This window comes from Brevibacillus daliensis (assembly GCF_021245735.1).
Classification (GTDB): domain Bacteria; phylum Bacillota; class Bacilli; order Brevibacillales; family Brevibacillaceae; genus Brevibacillus_B; species Brevibacillus_B daliensis.
Window position 1 is genome coordinate 80,267 of the sequence record NZ_JAJISB010000014.1, and the last position, 23,135, is coordinate 103,401.

The window sequence follows — 23,135 nt, forward strand, 5'->3', positions numbered from 1 at the left end:
CCCTATTTCGTTCCATACAAACGGTCGCCGGCATCTCCTAGTCCAGGAATGATGTAGCCGTGATCGTTTAGATATTCATCTACTTTCGCTACAAAAATGTCAACATCTGGATGTTCATCTTGTACTACTTTAACTCCTTCTGGAGCTGCAATCAAGCACATCAATTTCATATGCTTTGCACCACGCTTCTTCAAAGCTTCAATAGCAGCAACTGCAGAACCACCAGTAGCAAGCATTGGATCAATTACGATCAGTTCACGATCAGCGATATCAGTTGGTAACTTCACATAGTATTCAACCGGTTGCAGGGTTTCTGGGTCACGATATAAACCCACATGTCCTACTTTAGCAGTTGGAATCACTTTCAATACGCCGTCTACCATTCCTAGACCAGCACGTAGAATCGGTACTAATCCTACTTTTTTACCAGCGATAACATTAGACTTACATGTCGCAACTGGAGTATTAATCTCAATTTCTTCAAGTGGCATATCGCGAGTAATCTCATAAGCCATAAGCGTTGCTACTTCATCCACTAGCTCACGAAATTCTTTTGTACCCGTATTTTTATCACGAATAAAAGTTAGCTTATGTTGAATTAATGGATGATCAAAAACATATACACTACTCATAGGCAGTACCTCCATTTTTATAATTATATTCTTTATGTACATATAGACTATCTTTTCTCATAAAGCTTTTACTATCATAAAGGAGCACAGCGCTAGCGTCAATTCGGGAGAAAATTAAGAATAATAGAGTACATCACAGAAAACGCCTTCCAAATCTAGACTTCCCCAGGTGCATGAATATATGTAAAACCAAATACCCTCAAAAAAGCAGACTACCCAATCAGGCAGCCTGCTTTCTATCATTTTTTCCTTACAAACTCAATCCATCATACAACGGGAACTTCGCATTCAATGCTGCTACACGTTCACGAGCTTCTTGATGTTTTGTTTCGTCTTGTGGATTTTTTAGAGTAAGCGCAATAATTGCTGCTACTTCTCTCATAGCTCTCTCATCATAACCACGGCTTGTTACAGCTGGTGTACCCATACGAACACCACTTGTTACAAATGGGCTAGCCGGATCGTAAGGAATTGTATTTTTGTTCGTAGTAATACCTACTTCATCCAGAAGATGTTCTGCTTCTTTACCAGTAAGGTTCAGGTTACGTACATCTACCAGTACCAAGTGGTTGTCTGTTCCATTAGATACCAGATTCAGACCTTCTGCTTTCAACGCTTCTCCAAATGCCTTCGCATTATCAATAATGCGTTTTGCATACTCTTTAAATTCTGGTTGCAATGCTTCACCAAAAGAAACAGCTTTTGCAGCAATCACATGCATCAGAGGTCCACCTTGTACACCTGGGAACACAGACTTATCGATCGCTTTTGCAAATTCTTCTGTACACATAATCAAACCGCCACGTGGTCCACGCAAAGTTTTATGTGTAGTTGACGTAACAAAATGAGCATACGGTACAGGGTTTTGGTGTAATCCAGCTGCTACCAAACCAGCAATGTGAGCCATATCAACCATGAAATAAGCGCCTACTTCATCAGCAATTTCACGGAATCTAGCAAAATCGATAGCACGAGGATACGCGCTTGCACCCGCTACGATAAGCTTCGGTTTGTGTTCCAATGCTTTTGCACGAACATCATCATAGTTAATCAAATGAGTTTCTTCATCTACACCGTAATCTACGAAGTTATATAAAGTACCAGAGAAGTTAACAGGGCTACCATGTGTTAAATGACCACCATGGGACAGGTTCATGCCTAGAACTGTATCACCTGGCTGTAGAATTGTGAAATAAACAGCCATGTTAGCTTGTGCACCGGAATGCGGTTGTACGTTAACGTGCTCAGCACCAAACAGTTCTTTCAGACGATCTCTCGCAATATCTTCTGCGATATCAACATATTCACAACCACCGTAGTATCGGCGTCCAGGATATCCTTCTGCATATTTGTTCGTTAGTACTGTTCCCATTGTCTCCATAACAGCACGGCTAACAAAGTTTTCAGAAGCGATCAGCTCAATTTTGTCGCGCTGACGTCCTAGCTCCAAGCGAATTGCATCGGCGATTTGTGGGTCTTTTTCTTTTAAAAAGTCAAACATTACCTTGTCCCTCCCTAATGGTCTCTACTATCCATTGATAACAACCGTAGCAGAGTCTTCTCTCTCACTGTGATTTATGATCTATTTTTCTGACTAAACACAGATGTCTACTTGCATGCTTGTTGGTCCACTTGTTCATATACAGCACGTGAACCGCCAATTAACTTAGGTCTACTGCGGGCGGCAATCAGATGGGCTTCTCCCAGCTTTTTGACCTGCAAACGCACAGGTACAGCTACTAGTTTAAGATGCATACCAATCAATGTACCGCCAATATCAAGACCGGCATGTGCTAGAATGTTTTCTACCACAACCGGATGTTTCATCTGTGTAAAGGCATGTGCAGCCATAGAGCCTCCAGCTCGGGGTACGGGAATTACGCTTACCTCTTCCAAGCGATGAGACTCAGCTGTCTTCGATTCCACGACCAGCGCTCGATTCAAGTGTTCACAGCACTGAAAAGCAAGAGAGAATCCATATTTGTCCTGCGCCTTGCTGATTCCCTTCCATAATGCAATAGCAGCATCAGTACTGCCTGCTTTACCAATATGTTCTCCAATTACTTCACTGGAGCTACATCCAATCACCATGATTTGGTCACTTGTAAGCCCTGCAATTTCGGCCAGTTCAGAAACTGCTTGATATGCCTGCTCTTCCAGAAGCTTCATGTCCAACGTATTTCACTCCCGGTTACATGGATTCAATGTTCATCATTTTTTCAATACGATTAGTATGACGGCCACCAGCAAACTCTGTTGTTAGCCATGTTTTTACAATCTCTTGAGCCAGGCCTGGTCCAATTACACGCTCACCCATTGCAAGCATGTTTGTATCATTATGTTCACGTGTTGCCTTAGCAGAAAACACATCATGAACTAATGCACAGCGAATACCTTTTACTTTATTAGCTGCAATCGACATACCAATACCAGTTCCACAAATTAGAATACCACGGTCAAACTCTCCCGCAACAACCTTTTGTGCAACAGGCAGGGCGTAGTCAGGATAATCAACTGAGGTGCCACATTCGCAACCGAAATCTTCAAAAGTAATTTCCATCGAAGTTAATAATTTTTTTATCTCTTCTTTTAAATTTACTCCACCGTGATCAGATGCAATTGCTACTTTCATGTAGGAACCCCTCACTTTTGTAATCTTATTTTGTATTATACATCATTCTACAAAAAATAATAGATTCCTGTCTGCTTTTTTGTACATTTTAAATAGCAAAAAGCATACATTAATGGATATATAGCCTTTAATTGTTCGTGTTTTACCATAGTCAAAAGAAACGTTTCACCCTGTAGAGACAAGGGTTGAGACGCTTCTTAACTTAGGAGCATCATCTATTATTGTGTGTCATTTTTGTTCTTTTATTTTTCCCATCACAACATGTAGATCTTTTTCCATTTCTTCTGCTGTCATCCGATATATGTCTAACGAGCCACCAAACGGATCAGAAATATCATCCGTTGTACCGTATGCATATTCCTTGAGTGAAAAGATTTTCTCTCTTATCTCTGGAAAATGGGCCAAAATTGTGGCCTTATGACCTTGTGTCATCGTTATAATTAAATCAGCTTCCTTTACGCCTTCTTCCTTAAGCTGCGTTGCCGTATGCTGATAGTTTATTCCTTTTTCCTCCAAGACTTGCTGTGCATGAAGAGAAGCCTGCTGCCCTTCAAACACTGCTACTCCCGCTGATGAAATCATAAGGTCCATATCTTTTGTTTTTTCTCTGAATATGGCTTCTGCCATCGGGCTTCTACATGTATTCCCTGTACAGACGAATAAAATGCGCATCTCTTTTCGCCTCCTTATCCGTGAATCTAGCTACAAAATAAATTGTAAGCCAAAAATAAGCAAAATGACACCACCAAATATTCCACTATAATTACCTAACCAGCTACCTACACTTCTTCCCAGCAATAAGCCAGATCCTGCCATCAATCCACCAATTACACCAAACAAAGAAACCGCCAACCACTTATTAACTGCCATCAGCCCCAAAGAAAATCCAACGGACAGTGCATCTAAACTAACGCTAAAGGAAATTAGCAATATTCCTAGGCCTGTTGTATTAATCAAGCTTGTTTCAGTCTCTCCAAAAAATGCACTCCATAACATATGGACGCCAAGTATAACCAGAATCCCCCCACCAATAAGAACGGCGATATCTCCAACCATATCGGACAAATATATCCCAATAACGATTCCTGTTAATGGCATTATGATATGAAAAACACCTATTAATGTGCTAATCGCTATGATTCTACGTAGACGAATCCCGCCCATTCCGATACCAATTCCAAGAGAAAAGGCATCCATACCGAGCGCAAGCGCAATAAGTAGTAGCGTCACTACCTGTCCAAAGAGATAAAGTGCCCCCTCCACAAACGTCCCCCCTGTCCTTTTCACCATATGCGGACAAGAGGGTAAAGATTCATGTTATCAGTTAGGTTACTTACGTTACCCCAAAAACGTGTAAAGATATCCTATCTGGTACGATTCATTACGTGCTTATTATTCGATGTGATGCAGCTTTTTCCAGGCGATTCATAATAGCCATACCTAATCCTTTACGAGGAAAGGTCTCAGCCAAAATGAACTGAACACCACTCTCATCAAAACGGCGTAACGCTGTATACAAATCATGTGCCACGTCTTCTAGGGAATAAATAGAACCACAAGGCACTATCAGATCAACTAACGCGCTATCTTTCCATGCATCTACTTGTTCAATTGGAACCATAACTCCCGTGGTAAGACCTTTTTGCTTCGCTTCCTGCAAAAGGCTTTGCATTTTTTCCTGAGCCTGTTTCCCCTCTACTAGCCACAGCTCTCCTTCAGGGGCATAATGCTTATATTTCATACCAGGTGAAATCGGTTGTTGTTCTTTCTCTCCCAAAAAGGCGGGATCAATTGCCACATCTCCGATTACTTCCCGAATTTGTTCATATGTGATTCCGCCTGGGCGATGAATCATAGGAGGTTCGGTCGTCATGTCAATCGTTGTCGATTCCACCCCTACACCTGTACTGCCTCCATCTACAATTCCCGCGATTCTCCCATCCAAATCAAGCTGGACATGCTCTCTGGTTGTTGGACTTGGACGACCAGAACGGTTAGCGCTGGGTGCTGCAATCGGAACACCAGCTTCTTTAATCAGGGCTAACGCAATCGGATGATCTGGCATACGCACACCAACTGTTGACAATCCAGCTGTCACCCTTGCAGCAATTCCTGCTTTTTTCGGTAAAAACATCGTAAGTGGTCCCGGCCAAAATGCGTCGATTAATTGTTTGGCTTTAGGGGGAACATCTGAAACAATATCGTCAAGCTGGGAAGCTTCTCCAATATGGACGATCAGTGGGTTATCACTAGGTCTTCCCTTCGCCTTAAAGATTTTTTCTACGGCTGTATCTGAAAGCGCATTGGCTCCCAATCCATATACGGTTTCTGTCGGGAAGGCCACTACCTCTCCTGAACGAATGAGCGATGCCGCATCCACAAGCTGTGAACAACTTTTATTCTCTTCCACATTTTTATCCACAACCCAAACTTTTGTTTGTATTATCGGTTCCATCCCATAAATCCTTTCCTTTCGATATTCATGCTCGTTTTGTTTACCTAGTATAAGTTGTTACAAAAAAGTTTTCAACAGGTTGTGAATAACCTGTGGATAAATCAACTAAATTTACTGATTGTTTACACAAAAATAGCCCATTCTATGAGGAATGGACTTATAGGGGGAGCGATGTAATAACTGCTTAAAACCAAGCGCTAATTGTATCCCAAAAGTAAGAGCGAATCTCCACTTTTGGAGCATTAGAAACTTCCTGAGATTCTGATAATTCCACATCTGATGCGTTGTCTGAGGATTTATCCTCACTACTATCCATGTCGGCTTCTTCCTCTATAAGGGTAACCTGTTCAGATGCTTCTTCCACACTTTTCACAGACTCAGATTGAAGGGTTTCATTGTTAATCGATTCTGTTAATTCATTATCCACATTTGTATCAAAGTTATCCACAGACCCCGTGTTTTTCACGATAGCATCTCCATTTGACATGTCGACAAAACAGAGAGGCGGGAAGAGAACACACCACCAATTTTGTCCTTCAGCCTTGCCAATACGAATTCGTAGGGCCTCATACTCGCCTGCTGGATACACATACGCACCATATTGTTTGGTAGGAAAATCAACTTTACCAACAAATACGTCCGCAGAATAAATAAATCCGTGCTTTTTAATGGTGCCGTCCACTACCTTTTGTAGATCAGGAAGGCGATCCTTGACCATCTGACGAGCTTGATCCAATGTTGTTTGGGTGGTTGCCCATTCGTTCATTTCAGCAATAATGGCATCTCTTACCTGTTGCTTAAGCCACTGATCCTGCATGGAATCACTATTTGCTATGATTCTCAGGCGAATGGATTCCCGAGGAATGAGTCCCTTATTCACCACATTAGCTTCCGTGAGTTGATGTTCCCAACTCATCATCGCTATCATTAGACCGAATAGAACAAAAAAGAACCGTTTCATTGCAATCAAACTCCCCTCAAGACCTACTTTTTCTAGTGGAGATTACCTCTCCTATCTGGTACTCAGTATGGTCAGGGAAGCATGTCAATAAACCCGGTTCTCTAAAATATTTTTAATTGTTTAGCCAATACCCTACAACAATGCGGTCAATTCCTGCTAGATCGGGATAAATCTCCACATTTTCGATCACACCCGATAGTTTTAGCAGGGAAGCGACTTCCACTGCCTGGTGTATGCCTACTTCGAAAGCTACCAGACATTTTTGCGATGAGAGCAATTTCGGGAGAGCCTCACAAATTCGACGATAAAAAATGTATCCGTCCTCTCCACCATCCAGAGCAAGGCGAGGTTCATAAACGCGTACCTCGTCATCCAGTTCCTCTACATCCTGAGAGGGAATATACGGTGGATTAGAGACAACAATGTTAACTCTTTCATTCCTATCAAGCATCGGTTCTACCAGATCACCGTGCAAAAATTCCACACGCTCACTCACACCAAGCTGATCTGCATTTTTTCTTGCTATCTCAATTGCATCCAAGGAGATATCGACGGTCTTTATATGCCAGTAAGGTTTTTCAGCCGCTAGAGTAAGAGAAATTGCTCCACTTCCTGTACCAAAATCCACAACAGAAAGCTTTGCATCCTTACCCCAGATACACTCCGCATGCAAGAGTACCTGTTCAATTAACAGCTCTGTCTCTGGTCGCGGAATTAGCACACCTGGTGCTACATAAAAATCTCGACCATAAAAGTTTTGCTCCTGCAAAATGTATTGAATCGGTTCGTTCGTAGCCCGTCTCTCACATAATTGCCTGATCTGCTCCATGTCTGATTCGCTCACTGGGTCAGGAAGGGAAGAAAGAAACTGAGATCGGTTCATACCTATGACTGATCGAATTAATAGCTCAGCTTCAAATCGCGGGTCCTTCGTATCCGCTTCTCGCAAAAAGGAAGAAGCCCAGACCAGGGCTTCTCTTATCGTAACGGTTGTATGCTCATTATGCGCTGGCATCGTTTTTCATTAACTCCGTTTGCTCATACATAATTAGGTTATCAATAATTTCATTCATATCGCCATCCAGGATAGTCTCCAAGCGATGCAGAGTCAAACCAATACGGTGATCTGTTACTCGGCTTTGCGGGAAGTTATACGTACGAATACGTTCACTTCGATCTCCAGTACCTACAAGCGATTTACGATTGGCATCAATTTCAGCATTTGCTTGTTGCATATAAAAATCATACAAGCGAGCACGCAAGACTTTTAAAGCCTTATCCTTGTTGGAATGCTGAGATTTTTCATCCTGACAGGATACCATGATTCCAGTCGGTATGTGAGTAACACGAACCGCTGATTTGGTTGTATTAACAGACTGTCCACCAGCACCGCTGGAGCAGAAGGTATCAATACGAATATCTTTTTCGTTAATTTCTACTTCCACATCTTCAACTTCTGGCAGTACCAGTACTGTTGATGTAGAAGTATGGATACGTCCACCAGATTCAGTCGATGGAATACGTTGCACGCGATGCGCACCGCTCTCAAATTTCAGCTTGCTGTAAGCACCTTGACCATTTACAGCAAAGACGATCTCTTTGAAACCACCAATATCTGTTTCATTCGCTTCCATTACCTCAACCTTAAAACCATGACGTTCTGCAAAGCGCGTGTACATCCGATACAAGTCAGCAGCAAACAAAGCTGCTTCGTCTCCACCAGCTGCTCCACGAATCTCGACGATAACGTTTTTGTCATCATTCGGATCTTTTGGCAGTAGCAAGATTTTCAGACGTTCTTCCAGCTCTTCCTTTGTTTTGGTCAAATCAGAAATCTCCATTTTGACCATTTCACGCATTTCATCATCCAATTTTTCATCAAACATGGCTTTGGCATCATTAAACTGCTCCAAAACCGATTTATATGCACGATACGTTGTGACCGTTTCCTCCAGGGAAGATTGTTCCTTGGAAAGTTCACGCAGCTTTTTAGTATCACTAATTACGTCGGGGTCACACAATAGATTGGTTACTTCCTCGTAACGCTCTTCAACAGCAGATAAGCGTTTAAACACAGTTTCTCACCCCAATTTCCCAATATCCCATAAATATGCATGATAACATGAAAATTATAGTGGAAGCTGCGCAAAAAGTCAAAAGGGAAACTATGTTATCTACACATGCTACGTATGATTAGGGACGAAATCCATTATAGGAGGTAATGTGAAACTGGTAATTATCCTTGCTTGCTTTTTTTATTGCCGCTGTAACCTCTTTTTCAATTCGTCTCGCTTCTCCAGCCGTTAACTGTTGCTTCACATCCAGAGTAACGAAAATCTCATTCCCTTTCATCGTCACTTTGACATTTTCCACACCCTTCACTCGTTTTGCCGCAACTTTCATACGGTGAAGTTCATGAGCTGCAAGTGTTCCTTTATCCTGTGGAAGCTGTTTAGCAGGGCTGTTCGGGACGTTCGAACTATGTGCATTCTCCCCTTCGCTCTGCTGAATAGGTGCCTGTCCTTGTACACCAGGCTGATACATTTGTGTTGTTTGATTCTTTTCTTGTGTTGGTGACGAACAACCTGTTACAAGAGCAATCCCACACATAGCTAAACCGACCAACTTCCAGATCTTTTCCACTTTTATTGGCTTATCCATAAAAAAAGCCACCTCCTTTTGCCCTAGTGTGTGCTCTAGCACCTACACCCATGCAAAAAAGCGGTGACTTATCTTCTATCTTTCAAATCACTTACTTGGCTTAGTTATGACTACATTCGCATTCTGCAAGTAAGGACTGCGGAATGCCCGGGGGATTGTAATAATGACGACGACATACACTGCTGTATGTTTCTTCTCCGCCAATCTGAATCGTCTCTCCAGCGTAGACTGGTTGACCCTGCTGGAATTTTAAGATGTGGGTTGCTTTCTTATTACAGAATACGCAAACCGTTTTAATCTCTTCTATCTTGTCAGCTTCACATAATAAAGCATTGCTTCCTTCAAATAACTCATTCTTGAAATTCTTCAACAGCCCGTACACAATTACAGGAATATGAAGCTCATCTACGATTTGTGCCAACTGCTTCACATGAGCAGGGTTCAGGAATTGCCCCTCATCCACAAGTACACAGTGAGGTTTACATTCTTCCCGTTTCACTACATGTAATAGATTGGTATCGCACTTTATAGGAAATGCATCTCTAGCTATCCCTACACGTGATGCTACTCGTCCAGCACCATATCGATCATCGATGGCTGGTGTGAATACCATTACCTTTTTTCCTGACTGCTCATAGTTGTGTGCTACGGTGAGCAGTTGAATTGATTTGGATGCGTTCATTGCACCGTAACGAAAATATAACTGAGCCACTCCGCACTCTCCCTTGTCGTCAATCTGCTTATTTTTTGCTCCCGCCCTTTATACCTGTACCATCATAACATGTTCCCGAAACGACTTCCATGAAGAAAAAATCATTTTTATTGCCTATTTATTCTTATCTGTGACAGCCAAAAAGCGAACCGCTTTAAACTGTGAAATCGCCTTCTCTCTCTGCACGAGCCTCCCTTTAGAAACCCTAAACATAACAAAACCAGGCCGAAATGAATCCAGCCTGGTCTTGGTATCGCCCTGTAATTAGGACAGATTGTATTTACGTTTGAAACGATCTACACGGCCACCAGCGTCAATAAACTTCTGTTTACCAGTGAAGAAAGGATGGCAAGCGGAGCAAACCTCTACACGAAGTTGATCTTTAACAGAACCAGAATCGAACTCGTTACCGCAAGCGCAAGTTACTTTAACCGCTTTGTAGTTAGGATGAATACCTTGTTTCATCTCGTACACCTCTTTCCGCCCTGAATCGTTTGCCGAATCAGAGTATATAAACACATAAACGAATAGTAACATGTCTCCCTTTTGATTGCAACCACCTTACTGTTATTCCCAACAAAGAGATTAGCCTCGCATTTTTTTGCGACGGAACTGTTCTGGTGGTACATGTGTAAAGGAACCAATGATGACATCTGGAAGCTCCTGCTGATAAATCTCTATCGCTTGCTTCATTCCAAAAATCTCACCTTGTGCTTTTGGAATCATGGATAGGTAGCTTTCCGGATCAATGTTTAAATTACGCATTTGAATCAATTTAATGCCTGTCCGCTTGATAAAATTAATCATCGCTTCCATCTCTTCTTCTCGGTCGAACACTCCCGGGAAGCAGAGGTAGTTAATGGACGTATACACACCCTGGCTCGATGCGTATTCGGCTGAACGAGCTACGTTCTCCAGTGTATAAGCTCTCGGGCGGTAGTAAGCATTGTAATGCTCGTCGATTGCGCTGATAGTACTAATCCGCATCAGATCAAGTCCTGCATCTACAATTCCCTTACTATGATCAGTCAAACCTGCATTCGTGTTGATATTAATATATCCCATATCGGTTTGTTCACGTACGCGTTTCATTGCAGGAATAATAATAGATGCCATTGTGGAAGGTTCCCCTTCACATCCTTGCCCGAAGCTAATAATGCTATCTGGTTTCTCTAAATGATGCATCATTACTTCTACCAGCTCATCAACTGTTGGCTTAAAATTCATTCGGGTTTGGGGAGCAATGAAGCCACTCTCTTCCGGCTGCTCGGAAATACACCCGTAACAGCCTGCATTACAGGTATAAGATACAGGCAGACTTCCTTCCCACCGATGGAAAAAGTTGTTGGAAGCCGTTAAGCACTCGTATTCCAATGCACAGTGCGACAAATGCTGGTAAATACGATTTTCAGGAAACTTCTTAACTGTTTGATCTACAAGCCCACGCAGCTCGTCCATCGGAAAATTGAGTGGATTCCAGTTGTGTGGTTCATCACTTTTACGTGCAGCTACCCAGAATGCATCATCCTTCCAGACTACTGCTGTGTAGCCAAAAAGCGGAAGCTTGCAATCTTTGTTTGTTTTAATATATCCAGGCAACAACAGGCGTGTAAAACCTTGTGGAATCAAAGCACCTACAGCTGTGTAGCCATCTAATTTAATCATACCGCCCGTTTCAGGGTCCATTCCGACAGGAACCGTATCTGGCAAGCTCACTAGCGTAGAACCATCAGGCAGTGGAATCAGTTCTTCTTCCAGAATCTCGGTTAAAATGTCACCGTTTCTAGCAATCGCTAGAACATCTGAATGATCATAAACCTGTCCTTTTTTATCTGCATAAACTAGATACATCTCATGCATTCCGCCTCTCTATTCTGCTGCAGATCATTGTAGCGCACCTCGAGAGCGTTGTAAATGCGAGGACTATCTTCTTAGATATCGCAGCGGATTAATCGGATTATCATTCAGTCTTACCTCAAAATGCAAATGATAATCTGTGGAATCCCCCGTTTTCCCCATAAACCCAAGCATTTCTCCTTGTTCAATCTCCTGCCCCTCACTCACTGTGATTTTACGCATATGGGCATAAAAAGTTTGTAAGCCTCCACCGTGATCGAGAACCACCATTTTTCCATAGCCGCTTCGCTTAGCTCCTGCTTCGACTACAACCCCGTGCTGTGCTGCCATTATAGGTGTATTTCCCCTGCTTTCATTCCACATATCCAGTCCTTTATGCAAATTCCCCCATCTTGAACCGAATTCGCTCGTGACCGTTGCTGAATCGACAGGCCAGCTCATCGCCTGTCTAGCAGAACTATTTCTACTAGCTAGCTGCGTCATCTGTCTGCGCATCTCAACATTACCAGGTAGCGCTGCAGGAGATGCTTCTACAGGAATCACTAGTAATTGTCCGTTATATAAACAATCTGGCATCACTTGCAATAAAGGATTTTTATTTATAATTTCCTCAGCAGTCAGGTTATATCTCTTCGCAATGCTTTCAATAGTTTCCCCTTGCTCCACGGAATGCGTTATCTCTTTCCGATTAATTACTAGCTTCAACCCAATACCTACCATGTTCGGATTTTGAATCTGATTATCTTGGACGATCTCTTTCAGACTAACCCCATATTGATCTGAAATAGTAGAAAGTGTATCCCCTTTTTGTACGGTATAGGAGGCGATACTGCGATGTTTTTTCGCTAGTTGTTCATTCTTCTCTAACGAAGAAAACGGGTTAAATACTTCAAATAAAGCTTGCTCGACAACTGCTTGTTTTGCTTCTTCTTTATTATCCCACTCATTAATCAGCGTAGGGTGATTAGCATCCATCCCTCTTCCCTCCCCCTCTCGACTTTAGATTATATGCTATTGTCCAAAAAAAATGACGGTGGGTTATCCCACCGTCGTTGATGTATAATTTTTGCTACCTTTTGGTTTAGAAGGACTAATACTTTCAAGGCTTTGCAAAAATTCTTCATTTGTTTTCGTATCTGCCAATTTCTTCAGGAACATTTCTACATAATCGTAGCTTTCGTTCATATTTTTACGAATTAACCACAATTTATCCAACTCTTCTTTAGACAGAAGCATTTCCTCGCGACGAGTACCAGATCTTCTGATATCAATAGCAGGGAAAATACGTCGTTCAGACAATTTACGATCCAGGTGCAGTTCCATGTTACCTGTACCTTTGAACTCTTCATAAATCACATCATCCATGCGAGATCCCGTTTCAACAAGCGCTGTAGCTAAAATGGTCAAGCTACCGCCCTCTTCCACATTTCTCGCTGAACCAAAGAATCGTTTTGGTCGGTGGAAAGCAGCAGGATCAATACCCCCTGATAGTGTGCGTCCACTAGGCGGAATGACTAGGTTATATGCACGAGCCAAACGCGTAATGGAATCCATCAAGATGACTACATCTCGTTTATGTTCAACCAAACGTTTTGCTCTCTCTAGTACCAGTTCCGCAACCTTAATATGATTTTCCGGTAGTTCATCAAATGTGGAAGCTATTACTTCCCCTTTTACAGAACGTTGCATATCCGTTACTTCCTCAGGACGTTCATCGATAAGAAGAACAAATAAATCGATATCAGGACGATTCTCTGAAATACTATTAGCAATTTCCTTTAACAACATGGTTTTTCCGGCTTTTGGAGGAGCAACAATCAAACCACGCTGCCCCAAACCTACGGGAGCGAGCATGTCCATCAGACGAACCGACAATTTGGATGGTGATGTTTCCAACGTTAGTTTTTCTTGCGGATAAAGCGGTGTTAAAGCGGGGAAATGTAGACGCTCAGAAGCAATTTCTGGATCTTGTCCATTCACTGCCTCTACTTGCAATAACCCGAAATATCGTTCCGTTTCTTTAGGTGCCCTTGCCTTACCTGAAACCAAGTCACCGTTACGCAAATCAAAGCGGCGAATCTGGGATTGAGAGATGTAAATATCCTCAGCGCTAGGCAGGTAATTAATCGGACGTAGGAAACCGAACCCTTCCGGTAAGGTTTCCAGTACGCCCTCCATAAACATAAGTCCTTCTCGTTTTGCCTGCGCTCGCAGTATCGAGAAAATGAGTTCTTTCTTTTTCAATTGAGAGTAATAAGGGATTTGGAATTCCTTCGCCAGCTTATACAAATCCGTTAATTTCTTCTCTTCTAATTCGCTTAAAATCACGTATTATTCCACCACTCTTTACACATTCTACTTTTATTATATCCCATGATTTCCCTATCCTATAATAGTAGGAGAGGTTTCTTTTCTAAACGATGGGTTCCCTCGATAAAGCGCACCGTTCCAGTCTTCGCCCGCATTACCACAGAATGAGTGGTAGCCATCGTGCCCTGGAATCTGACTCCGCGCAGCAATTCACCATCTGTAACGCCAGTTGCCGCAAAAATAGCATCGTCTCCTCGCACTAAATCTTCCATGCGAAGTACCTGATTTGGATTAGTTAGACCCATCTTCATACAACGCTGTAACTCTTCTTCGCTTTGCGGAAGTAATCTACCTATTATTTCCCCACCAAGACACTTAAGTGCAACAGCTGCCAGCACACCCTCTGGTGCACCGCCAGAACCAAATAAAATATCAACACCTGTATCAGGAAAAGCCGTATTGATGGCTGCCGCCACATCTCCATCAGGGATTAGCTTGATTCTTGCTCCAGCCTCTCTGATCTCTTCAATGACTCGAGTATGACGATCACGATCAAGGACAATAGCAACCAGATCACTCATATCTTTTCCATTTGCCTGAGCTACTGCTTTTAAATTATCAATGATAGGAGCATCGATGTCTACCTTTCCTACTGCTTTTGGTCCTACTGCAATCTTGTCCATGTACATGTCAGGTGCATGCAACAGGTTACCTCTATCTGCAATGGCGATAACAGAAATGGCATTCCATGTTCCTTTTGCTACAATGTTCGTACCTTCCAATGGATCAACTGCTACATCGACAAAAGGTGGTATGCCTTGCCCCAATTTCTCACCAATATATAGCATTGGTGCCTCATCCATTTCTCCTTCTCCAATTACGACTACACCATCCATAGGAACGTTTTCGAATTCTGCACGCATGGCTGATGTTGCTGCACCATCCGCTTCATCCTTTTTGCCAAGCCCCATCCATCTTGCAGAAGCAAGAGCAGCTCCTTCTGTGACACGAACCAATTCAAGCGATAAACTACGCTCCATCTTGATTCTTCCCCCTCATTATTGTTCGGCTTCTCCCAAAGTAACTCGTTCTACCTTGGCGCCTAAATTAGATAACTTTTGAACCAGATTTTCATATCCTCTATCGATATGTTCCAGTCCTTCTACTTCTGTATTTCCTTTAGCAATCAAACCTGCTATAACCAAAGCTGCACCAGCACGTAGATCAGATGCCATCGCCTTGGCACCCGTAAGCGGAGTGACTCCCTCTACAACCGCTGAACGCCCTTCGATTTTAATTGCAGCACCCATTCGACGCAATTCATCGGAATGGCGAAATCTAGAACTATATATATTATCGGTAACAATACTCGTACCTTCAGCAAGTGTGAGTAATGTTGTCATTGGTTGTTGCAAATCTGTAGGGAATCCTGGATATGGACTCGTCTTCACATCAACAGCCTTATACTCCTTCTTGCCAATTATACGAATCGCGTCATCACCTTCGATAATTTCCACACCTAGTTCACGTAACTTGGCTGAAACAGGTTCCATATGTTTAGCAATTACGTTCTCTACTACCACATCTCCACCAGTTGCAGCAGCTGCAATCATATACGTACCTGCTTCTATCCTGTCAGGTATGATAGTATGACGGCATCCACGCAAAATGTCTACTCCTTGAATACGAATGACATCCGTACCTGCTCCCGAAATCCTCGCTCCCATATTATTTAATAGGGTAGCTACATCGACTATTTCAGGCTCTCTCGCTGCATTTTCAATGGTAGTGATCCCTTCAGCTCGAACCGCAGCTAACATAATATTTATGGTAGCTCCTACACTAACCAAGTCCAGATAGATTCTTGCTCCACGTAATTTTTTTGCGCGTACAATCATAACACCTTTGCAATTTTCAACCGTGGCACCCAATGCTTCAAAGCCTTTTATATGCAAATCAACCGGCCGAGGACCCAAATCGCAACCACCTGGTAAACCAATCTGCGCTTCACCGAACTTACCTAGTAAAGCTCCCCATAAATAATAGGAGGCTCTCAGTTTTTTTACTTTCCCATTGGGCATGAATGTTTTGTGAATGGGTCTAGCATCAATCTCCATCCAATCATCTTCAAACAACACACTTGCACCCATATCCTTAAGTAAGTTCACATAGATCTCGACATCCTGAATATGCGGAAGGTTTTCGATTACTACCGGACCATCCGCAAGAATAGCAGCAGGTATTAGAGCAACAGCACTATTCTTAGCACCACTTATTCCTACTCTTCCCTGCAGGGGTGTTCCACCTTGTATCAGCAACTTTTCCATTGATTCGATCTCCTCAAGTCATGTTTCTTGCACTTATTCAGAATATACCCTCTATTACTGATAGTCTAGTCGATAATATGTTTAACTTTGTTGACAAAATTTTATAATTGAAAAGAAGCACCTTCTCCACGGGAAAAGGTGCTATCTTGTATTTTTTATTACTTTTGCATAGCTTCCCAGTCAGCTAAGAATTTTTCAATTCCGCTTGTCGTCAAAGGATGCTTCAGAAGTTGTTTAAATACTTTATGTGGAATGGTAGCTATATGAGCACCAAGCTTAGCAGCGTCAATTACATGGATTGGGTGACGCACACTAGCTGCAATGATTTCTGTATCGATATCATGAACAGTAAAAATCTCAGCTATATCAGAGATAAGTTGCATTCCATCAGAACCGATATCATCAAGTCTGCCTAAGAATGGTGATACATAAGTAGCACCAGCACGTGCTGCCATTAATGCTTGGGTAGCACTAAACACGAGAGTTACATTTGTTTTAATCTTACGTTTAGAGAAAGCTTTCGTTGCTTTTAAACCTTCTTCAGTCATCGGAACCTTAATTACGATATTCTTGGACAAAGCAGCTAGCTTTTCCCCTTCTTCAATCATACCTTTTGCGTCCAGACTAATAACTTCTGCACTGATAGGACCATCCACAATATCTAAGATTTCTTTTAACGTTTCAACGAAATCTCTGCCTTCCTTTGCTACGAGTGAAGGATTAGTTGTTACTCCTGCAACTACTCCCCATTCGTGGATTTCTCTGATTTCGTCTACGTTAGCTGTGTCTATGAAGAAACGCATGGTTACCCTCCCGGTTTTAAAGGCGATTGGTGAAACGTAAATGAAAGATTACTATACTCGGTTGTTACTTCCAAACAGACGAATTTTTTCAATTACAGTTTGCTTGATTGCTTCACGAGCTGGCCCCATATATTTACGAGGGTCAATTTCGTTTGGTTTTTCTGCCAAGATCTTACGGATTGCCTCCGTGCAAACAACTTGGTTTTCAGTGTTTACATTAATTTTACCAGCACCGTATTTGATAGCTTCACGGATAGACTCATCAGGTACACCAGAACCACCGTGCAATACGATAGGTGCATCAATGCTATTGGCAACTTTTTCAATGATATCATAATGAATTTTTGGAACGCCTTTGTACATACCATGAGCAGTACCAACAGCGATAGCCAAATAGTCAACTTTAGTTTCTTCCCAAAAACGGATAGCTTCTTCTGGTTTTGCCAGGTTTGCATCTTCTTCTGCTACCTGTACATCATCTTCTACGCCGCCAATTGTACCAAGTTCGCCTTCAACAGAAACGCCAACAGCGTGAGCTGCTTCAACTACTTGCTTAGTTAAACGGATGTTGTCTTCATATGAATGATGGGAACCATCAAACATAACAGATGAAAAACCAGCTTGGATACATTTCATGACAACATCAAAGCTACTACCGTGGTCCAAATGAAGAGCAATAGGCACACCAGCGGTTTTTGCTGCAGCTTTGGCCATAGCCACAGTGTAGTCAATACCCATGTAACGCATTGCGCCCTCGGATACCCCGAAGATTACTGGAGATTTCTCTTCCTTGGCTGCTTCGGTAATCGCTTGCGTGAATTCTAGGTTGTTGATGTTAAATTGACCTACCGCGTACTTATTTTTCTTCGCGTCCTCAATAAAGGCGGTCATAGGTACTAATGTCATCAGTATGTCCTCCTAAGCTTAAGTCTGGTATTCATGAATACGGAATTATTATACCATAAGAAAGTTGACGTTAACAAAATAACTGTGTCTAACTAACTAACTGTTGATTTACCACATTTCGCAATTCATCGATATCAAAAGGTTTTGTAAAATGCGTCAATGCTCCCAGTTGCGTCGCCTCTTTTATCATATCCAATTCTCCATAGGCGGTCATCATAATAACCTTAATATCTTGATTTATTTTTTTAATATGCTTCAAAATCTCAATTCCATCCATCCCAGGAATTTTCATATCTAGGATAACGAGATGCGGTGATTCTTTTTCCACAATTTCAAGAGCTTGCTTACCATTAGCAGCTTGAAAAGTACAATATCCTTCTTTACCTAATACTTCATACAACAGGATACGAATTCCGTACTGATCATCTACAACAAGCACTTTCTTGTCTTGCATAACGTTATCCCCTCTTTCGTTCACTTATCATTGTACATACAATACGTCCCAATCTATGGAAATTCCTGCCCAATCTTAACCGTTTTTTTCCTATTTAGCACATTATCTACCCTTCAAGGATATTCCTTGCTAGGATTTTAAAGAATTGTCTTGATCCTACTTCAGTGGATAAAACCAGCTTCTCTTTTCACCCTTCGCTAAAAGTCTTCGCCCCCCAAGGGGTTAGACTGTCCGCTCCGCACTCTTTACTGTGTAGCGGACAGTTTCTCTTCATCGCTGGACATTAACGAGTTCACAGACAAAAAATGTGCTTCTTCTGCCTGCCCTCTTCAGTAGTAAATTAAAGTCCATTAGAATTTTTATAAATTCCTTTCTATGAAAAAAAGATCACCGGCACTAAACCGGTGATCCTTCTATCTATGTTCACGTATATCTTATGAATGTTGGTTCAGAGCAGCTTTTACGAAATCACGGAACAATGGTTGTGGTCGGTTCGGACGAGACGTAAATTCCGGGTGGAATTGTGCAGCCAAATACCAAGGGTGATCAGCTAATTCAACCATTTCTACCAATTTACCGTCTGGAGTTGTTCCCGCAACAATCAAACCGGCTTTTTCCAATTGCTCACGATACTCGTTGTTCACCTCGTAGCGATGGCGGTGACGTTCATAAACAAGCGTGCTACCATAGGCTTGTGCAGCCATTGTGCCTTCTTTAGTCTTAGTAGGTCCAAGACCAAGACGCATCGTACCACCTTTATCCTCAATGTCCTTCTGCTCAGGCAAAAGATCAATAACAGGATACTTGGTTGAAGGATTAATCTCAGAGCTATTGGCTCCGTGGAGTCCCAATACATGACGGGCATATTCAATAACCGCCACTTGCATTCCAAGACAAATACCAAAGAATGGGATTTTTTGTTCACGAGCATATCGAGTAGCAGCAATTTTACCCTCTACTCCACGATCTCCAAATCCACCTGGAACCAGGATACCATGTACATCTCCCAAGATCTCAGCAGCGTTCTCATCGGTTACTTCCTCTGAGTTCACCCACTTGATTTCAATATCGGTGTCATTAGCAAAACCACCATGATACAGCGCTTCTGCAACAGAAAGATACGCATCATGCAGCTCTACATATTTACCAACAATGGCTATTTTAGTCGTATGCTTCAGGCTTTTCACCTTTTCAAGCAGGGCTTTCCATTCAGACATATCTGCAGCCTTGCAAGTAAGACCTAAATGACTGCATACATAGTCATCCAATCCTTGTTCCTGCAACATGAGCGGCACTTCATATAACGTATCAGCATCGCGACATTCGATAACAGCATTTTTATCAATATCGCAGAAGAGAGCCAGCTTGTCCTTCATGTCCTGGGACAACGGTTTCTCTGTACGAGTTACGATTACATTTGGCTGAATACCTAAGCTACGCAATTCTTTTACGCTATGCTGGGTTGGCTTGGTTTTCATTTCACCAGCGGCACGAATATAAGGCACCAATGTTACGTGAATATACATGACATTGGATGGGCCAAGATCACTCTTGATTTGACGGATCGCTTCTAGGAACGGAAGACTCTCAATATCACCAACAGTTCCACCAATTTCAGTAATGACTACATCTGCATTGGTTTCACGACCAGCACGGAAGCAACGTTCCTTAATTTCATTTGTGATATGTGGGATAACCTGAACTGTGCCACCCAAGTAATCGCCACGACGTTCTTTGCTGATTACAGTTGAATAAATTTTACCTGTAGTTACGTTTGAATTGGCACTTAGGTTAATGTCAATAAAACGCTCATAGTGCCCTAGGTCAAGGTCTGTTTCTGCTCCGTCATCAGTAACAAATACTTCACCATGTTGAAACGGACTCATCGTACCTGGGTCAACGTTAATATACGGGTCAAATTTTTGAATCGTTACCTTACATCCTCTGTTTTTCAACAATCGTCCTAATGAAGCCGCTGTAATACCTTTTCCTAGCGAGGAAACGACCCCACCGGTTACAAATATATACTTCGCCATCGCTTACGTCCCCTCTTTCCCCTTGCTTATGCTAATTAGTTTTCGTGGTCAGGGTGCTACCAAAAAAAGAAAAAACAAAAGTGGGACCTATATCAACATAATTGTTGAATAGGGGCACTTTTGTTTATTATTCTTTCATATATAACCGTTCTTCATGTGAAGCCCAAAATGTATTTTATAATGGGTTCAGAGTAAAGTCAAGTAAAACCCGAAGTTGATTACTTCTCGAGACCATCCTCTTCTTCTTCCTCTTCCTCAAAGAGCTCATCTTCTTCATCTAGCTCTTCATCTTCTTCATCTTCTTCATCTATTTCGTCAATGTCTTCATCATCAGCATCGATATCGTCTTCATCAGCGAAATCTTCCTCTTCTTCCTCTTCTTCCTCTTCCTCTTCGAAGAGTTCAATATCATCTTCTTCAAAATCATCGGCTGCTTCTTCTTCAAAATCATCGAAGTCATTGGTAACGACAGCTTTCTTCTTCTTACCGCCACCCTCTTGGCTCTCTTCTACAGCCTCAGTTGGATACCAGCGTTTTAGACCCCATGTATTTTCCCCGATGCAAACAAAACGACCGTCGATATTCACTTCGGTATATACTTGTGCGATGATAGCCATCAGTTGATCTTCTTTCAGGTTGCGCAGTTTCGCAATCTCATCCATCAATTCACGGAAATTATAAGGGCGATTCTTTTCTTTTAAAATTTCAAAAGCGATATCAACCATCGCCATTTCTTGCAATGCTTCTACTTTAATATGCTGAAGTAATTGACTCAAGCAAGGCACGTCCTTTCAAACAATAACTTGGCTATTTTACAGTATTCCTTATTTTATCCCAAAATGCAAGAGATTCAACCCTTACGACAAAAATGGACAAAAGTTGTAGGTACATTCAAATCTTTTATGCTACTCCGTTCTATATTTTTCGAAATATTGTAAAATCATCATCTGTACTTTAAGATTACAAAGTGGTCGTACTTACACTTGTAACTACACCCATCAAATAACCTTATAAGGAGTGTTTTAGCATGTTAAAAATCTTCTTCCATTCCCCAACTACTATTTTTATTTCTACATTTAATCCGTAGTGACACGCCTTAATAGAATCAATTAGCGTGCCACTGCGGATAAACATCTGGAGGAGCACGTCTTATGAAGCCTGAACAATTTTCTGTTCATAACCTACGCATACTGTATTGGAGTCATTTTTTTGAAGGAATTAACTTCTTGGTACCTGTAATGACCCTACTATATTTCCAACGTGGTCTCAGCTTGGCAGATGTCTTCTGGACAACCATTTGTTGGACAATTGCTGTTCTAATTTTCGAGATACCTACCGGCATAATAGCTGATCGGTACGGAGCTAAGCTCTCCTTTATTGTTGGCAGCTTGGTTGGTCTTAGTGGAAAAATGATCCTTCTATTTATACACGAACCATGGTCCATGTATGCTTACAATATTTTTTGGGGAATCTCTATTACCTTTTTCTCAGGAGCAATGGAGGCTTTTATCTATGATTCACTCAAGGAAACCAAGCAAGAGCATAAAATGACAGAGATACTGGGCAAGCTGCACTCTGTCTCTCTCATTCCTATGGTAGTAGCATTTATAATTGGTCCTCTTCTAGCGAAAGATCTACAAGCCGATCAATTTAATCTGCTTATCAGCCTAAATATACTTATGCAACTGATTGAGATAGGTCTGTATCTTGCTCTAAAAAAACCTGCACACATAGAAAATAACAACTCATCATCCCTTCTTCAAATCAAGCAAGATTGGCATACCATCAAAAACACGCCCATGCTGGTTCGTATCTTTATTACGTTTACCCTCGTGTTTATCTGTGGAACTATCATTTTTGGCAAAATGGAACAGCCATTTCTGATTGGAGCTGGATTACCTAGCAGTGGACTTGGATTTCTTTATGCTGGAGCAACTCTGATCTGCCTTCTTGTCTCACGCAGACTGGACTTTTTCACATCCCGGTTCTCACACGAGCATCTCATGTACGCGACCGGAGCAATTACGGTGTTCCTTCTTTTAATAGCAAGTAGCCTCGGTCAGCATTTGGGAATGGCTATTCTCGTATTTCTACTACTCCGTCTTATGCATACGATACGAGTTCCGGTCTATTCACAATTAAGCAACGAGTATATACCAAGCGGTAGCAGGGCAACTACCTTATCCATGCTAAGCATCTGGGATGCTGCATTTGATGTTGTTTTACTATCTAGTTTTGCTTTTCTATCCAGCTACCCATCTCCTCTTGTTTATGGAGCATGTGCACTGATCTGTGCTATAGGTACCCTGATATCGATTAAAAGGCAGGGGAAAATGAATAATTAACAATGAATACTCTTCTTATACTGCGGTATAAGAGGAGTTGTTTT

24 protein-coding genes are annotated in these 23,135 nt (G+C 42.0%); 1 reads left to right on the forward strand and 23 read right to left on the reverse strand.

Annotated features, from left to right (window positions below):
- Positions 1-2: 2 nt before the first annotated feature.
- From upp to rpoE, 23 genes are all read right to left on the reverse strand, one after another.
- Positions 3-632 (reverse strand): uracil phosphoribosyltransferase, encoded by a 630-nt coding sequence (upp, locus tag LM917_RS12775; RefSeq protein ID WP_232697907.1) that lies wholly within the window; start codon positions 630-632, stop codon positions 3-5.
- A gap of 250 nt (positions 633-882) precedes the next feature.
- A complete protein-coding gene (glyA, locus tag LM917_RS12780; RefSeq protein WP_232697908.1) occupies positions 883-2,133 on the reverse strand; it encodes a serine hydroxymethyltransferase in 1,251 nt (416 codons plus the stop codon).
- 107 nt (positions 2,134-2,240) lie between these two features.
- A complete protein-coding gene (locus LM917_RS12785; RefSeq protein WP_373688788.1) occupies positions 2,241-2,801 on the reverse strand; it encodes a TIGR01440 family protein in 561 nt (186 codons plus the stop codon).
- A 22-nt stretch (positions 2,802-2,823) separates the two neighbouring features.
- The gene (gene rpiB / locus LM917_RS12790; RefSeq protein ID WP_232697909.1) at positions 2,824-3,264 is read right to left on the reverse strand and encodes a ribose 5-phosphate isomerase B; all 441 of its coding nucleotides are present in this window, start codon (positions 3,262-3,264) and stop codon (positions 2,824-2,826) included.
- 228 nt (positions 3,265-3,492) lie between these two features.
- Positions 3,493-3,936: a low molecular weight protein arginine phosphatase gene (locus LM917_RS12795; RefSeq protein WP_232697910.1), complete on the reverse strand. Its 444-nt coding sequence runs from the start codon at positions 3,934-3,936 to the stop codon at positions 3,493-3,495.
- 30 nt (positions 3,937-3,966) lie between these two features.
- Positions 3,967-4,527: a manganese efflux pump MntP gene (locus tag LM917_RS12800; RefSeq protein ID WP_232697911.1), complete on the reverse strand. Its 561-nt coding sequence runs from the start codon at positions 4,525-4,527 to the stop codon at positions 3,967-3,969.
- Between the two features lie 118 nt (positions 4,528-4,645).
- Positions 4,646-5,707 (reverse strand): L-threonylcarbamoyladenylate synthase, encoded by a 1,062-nt coding sequence (locus LM917_RS12805; protein ID WP_232697962.1) that lies wholly within the window; start codon positions 5,705-5,707, stop codon positions 4,646-4,648.
- Between the two features lie 196 nt (positions 5,708-5,903).
- Positions 5,904-6,680 (reverse strand): stage II sporulation protein R, encoded by a 777-nt coding sequence (gene spoIIR / locus LM917_RS12810; protein ID WP_232697912.1) that lies wholly within the window; start codon positions 6,678-6,680, stop codon positions 5,904-5,906.
- A 112-nt stretch (positions 6,681-6,792) separates the two neighbouring features.
- Positions 6,793-7,695, reverse strand: coding sequence for a peptide chain release factor N(5)-glutamine methyltransferase (gene prmC, locus LM917_RS12815; RefSeq protein ID WP_232697913.1), 903 nt, complete (start codon positions 7,693-7,695; stop codon positions 6,793-6,795).
- Entirely contained in the window at positions 7,682-8,755 is a 1,074-nt protein-coding gene (prfA, locus tag LM917_RS12820; RefSeq protein ID WP_232697914.1) for a peptide chain release factor 1, read from the reverse strand. Before prfA ends, prmC begins: the two co-directional genes overlap by 14 nt.
- Positions 8,756-8,873: 118 nt before the next feature.
- A complete protein-coding gene (locus tag LM917_RS12825) occupies positions 8,874-9,341 on the reverse strand; it encodes a YhcN/YlaJ family sporulation lipoprotein (protein ID WP_232697915.1) in 468 nt (155 codons plus the stop codon).
- Between the two features lie 100 nt (positions 9,342-9,441).
- The gene (locus LM917_RS12830) at positions 9,442-10,053 is read right to left on the reverse strand and encodes a thymidine kinase (protein WP_232697916.1); all 612 of its coding nucleotides are present in this window, start codon (positions 10,051-10,053) and stop codon (positions 9,442-9,444) included.
- A gap of 264 nt (positions 10,054-10,317) precedes the next feature.
- The gene (rpmE, locus tag LM917_RS12835; RefSeq protein ID WP_232697917.1) at positions 10,318-10,518 is read right to left on the reverse strand and encodes a 50S ribosomal protein L31; all 201 of its coding nucleotides are present in this window, start codon (positions 10,516-10,518) and stop codon (positions 10,318-10,320) included.
- Positions 10,519-10,638: 120 nt separating this feature from the next.
- Positions 10,639-11,904 carry a radical SAM family protein gene (locus LM917_RS12840; protein ID WP_232697918.1) on the reverse strand — a complete coding sequence of 422 codons (1,266 nt, stop codon included), beginning with the start codon at positions 11,902-11,904 and terminating at the stop codon, positions 10,639-10,641.
- Between the two features lie 72 nt (positions 11,905-11,976).
- The gene (locus tag LM917_RS12845) at positions 11,977-12,885 is read right to left on the reverse strand and encodes a M23 family metallopeptidase (RefSeq protein ID WP_232697919.1); all 909 of its coding nucleotides are present in this window, start codon (positions 12,883-12,885) and stop codon (positions 11,977-11,979) included.
- 63 nt (positions 12,886-12,948) lie between these two features.
- Positions 12,949-14,238, reverse strand: coding sequence for a transcription termination factor Rho (gene rho / locus LM917_RS12850; RefSeq protein ID WP_232697920.1), 1,290 nt, complete (start codon positions 14,236-14,238; stop codon positions 12,949-12,951).
- 59 nt (positions 14,239-14,297) lie between these two features.
- Positions 14,298-15,260 carry a class II fructose-bisphosphatase gene (glpX, locus tag LM917_RS12855; RefSeq protein WP_232697921.1) on the reverse strand — a complete coding sequence of 321 codons (963 nt, stop codon included), beginning with the start codon at positions 15,258-15,260 and terminating at the stop codon, positions 14,298-14,300.
- Between the two features lie 18 nt (positions 15,261-15,278).
- Positions 15,279-16,547 (reverse strand): UDP-N-acetylglucosamine 1-carboxyvinyltransferase, encoded by a 1,269-nt coding sequence (gene murA / locus LM917_RS12860; protein ID WP_232697922.1) that lies wholly within the window; start codon positions 16,545-16,547, stop codon positions 15,279-15,281.
- Between the two features lie 158 nt (positions 16,548-16,705).
- Complete coding sequence (gene fsa, locus LM917_RS12865; protein ID WP_232697923.1) at positions 16,706-17,350, reverse strand: fructose-6-phosphate aldolase; 645 nt, start codon at positions 17,348-17,350, stop codon at positions 16,706-16,708.
- A 51-nt stretch (positions 17,351-17,401) separates the two neighbouring features.
- Entirely contained in the window at positions 17,402-18,256 is an 855-nt protein-coding gene (gene fba / locus LM917_RS12870) for a class II fructose-1,6-bisphosphate aldolase (RefSeq protein WP_232697924.1), read from the reverse strand.
- An 88-nt stretch (positions 18,257-18,344) separates the two neighbouring features.
- The gene (locus LM917_RS12875) at positions 18,345-18,710 is read right to left on the reverse strand and encodes a response regulator (protein ID WP_232697925.1); all 366 of its coding nucleotides are present in this window, start codon (positions 18,708-18,710) and stop codon (positions 18,345-18,347) included.
- 434 nt (positions 18,711-19,144) lie between these two features.
- Positions 19,145-20,746 (reverse strand): CTP synthase, encoded by a 1,602-nt coding sequence (gene pyrG / locus LM917_RS12880; RefSeq protein WP_232697926.1) that lies wholly within the window; start codon positions 20,744-20,746, stop codon positions 19,145-19,147.
- A gap of 218 nt (positions 20,747-20,964) precedes the next feature.
- On the reverse strand, positions 20,965-21,522 hold the full coding sequence (rpoE, locus tag LM917_RS12885; protein WP_232697927.1) for a DNA-directed RNA polymerase subunit delta: 558 nt from the start codon (positions 21,520-21,522) through the stop codon (positions 20,965-20,967).
- 375 nt (positions 21,523-21,897) lie between these two features.
- Between rpoE and LM917_RS12890 the strand changes: the two genes are divergently transcribed.
- The gene (locus LM917_RS12890) at positions 21,898-23,091 is read left to right on the forward strand and encodes an MFS transporter (RefSeq protein WP_232697928.1); all 1,194 of its coding nucleotides are present in this window, start codon (positions 21,898-21,900) and stop codon (positions 23,089-23,091) included.
- Positions 23,092-23,135 lie beyond the last annotated feature (44 nt).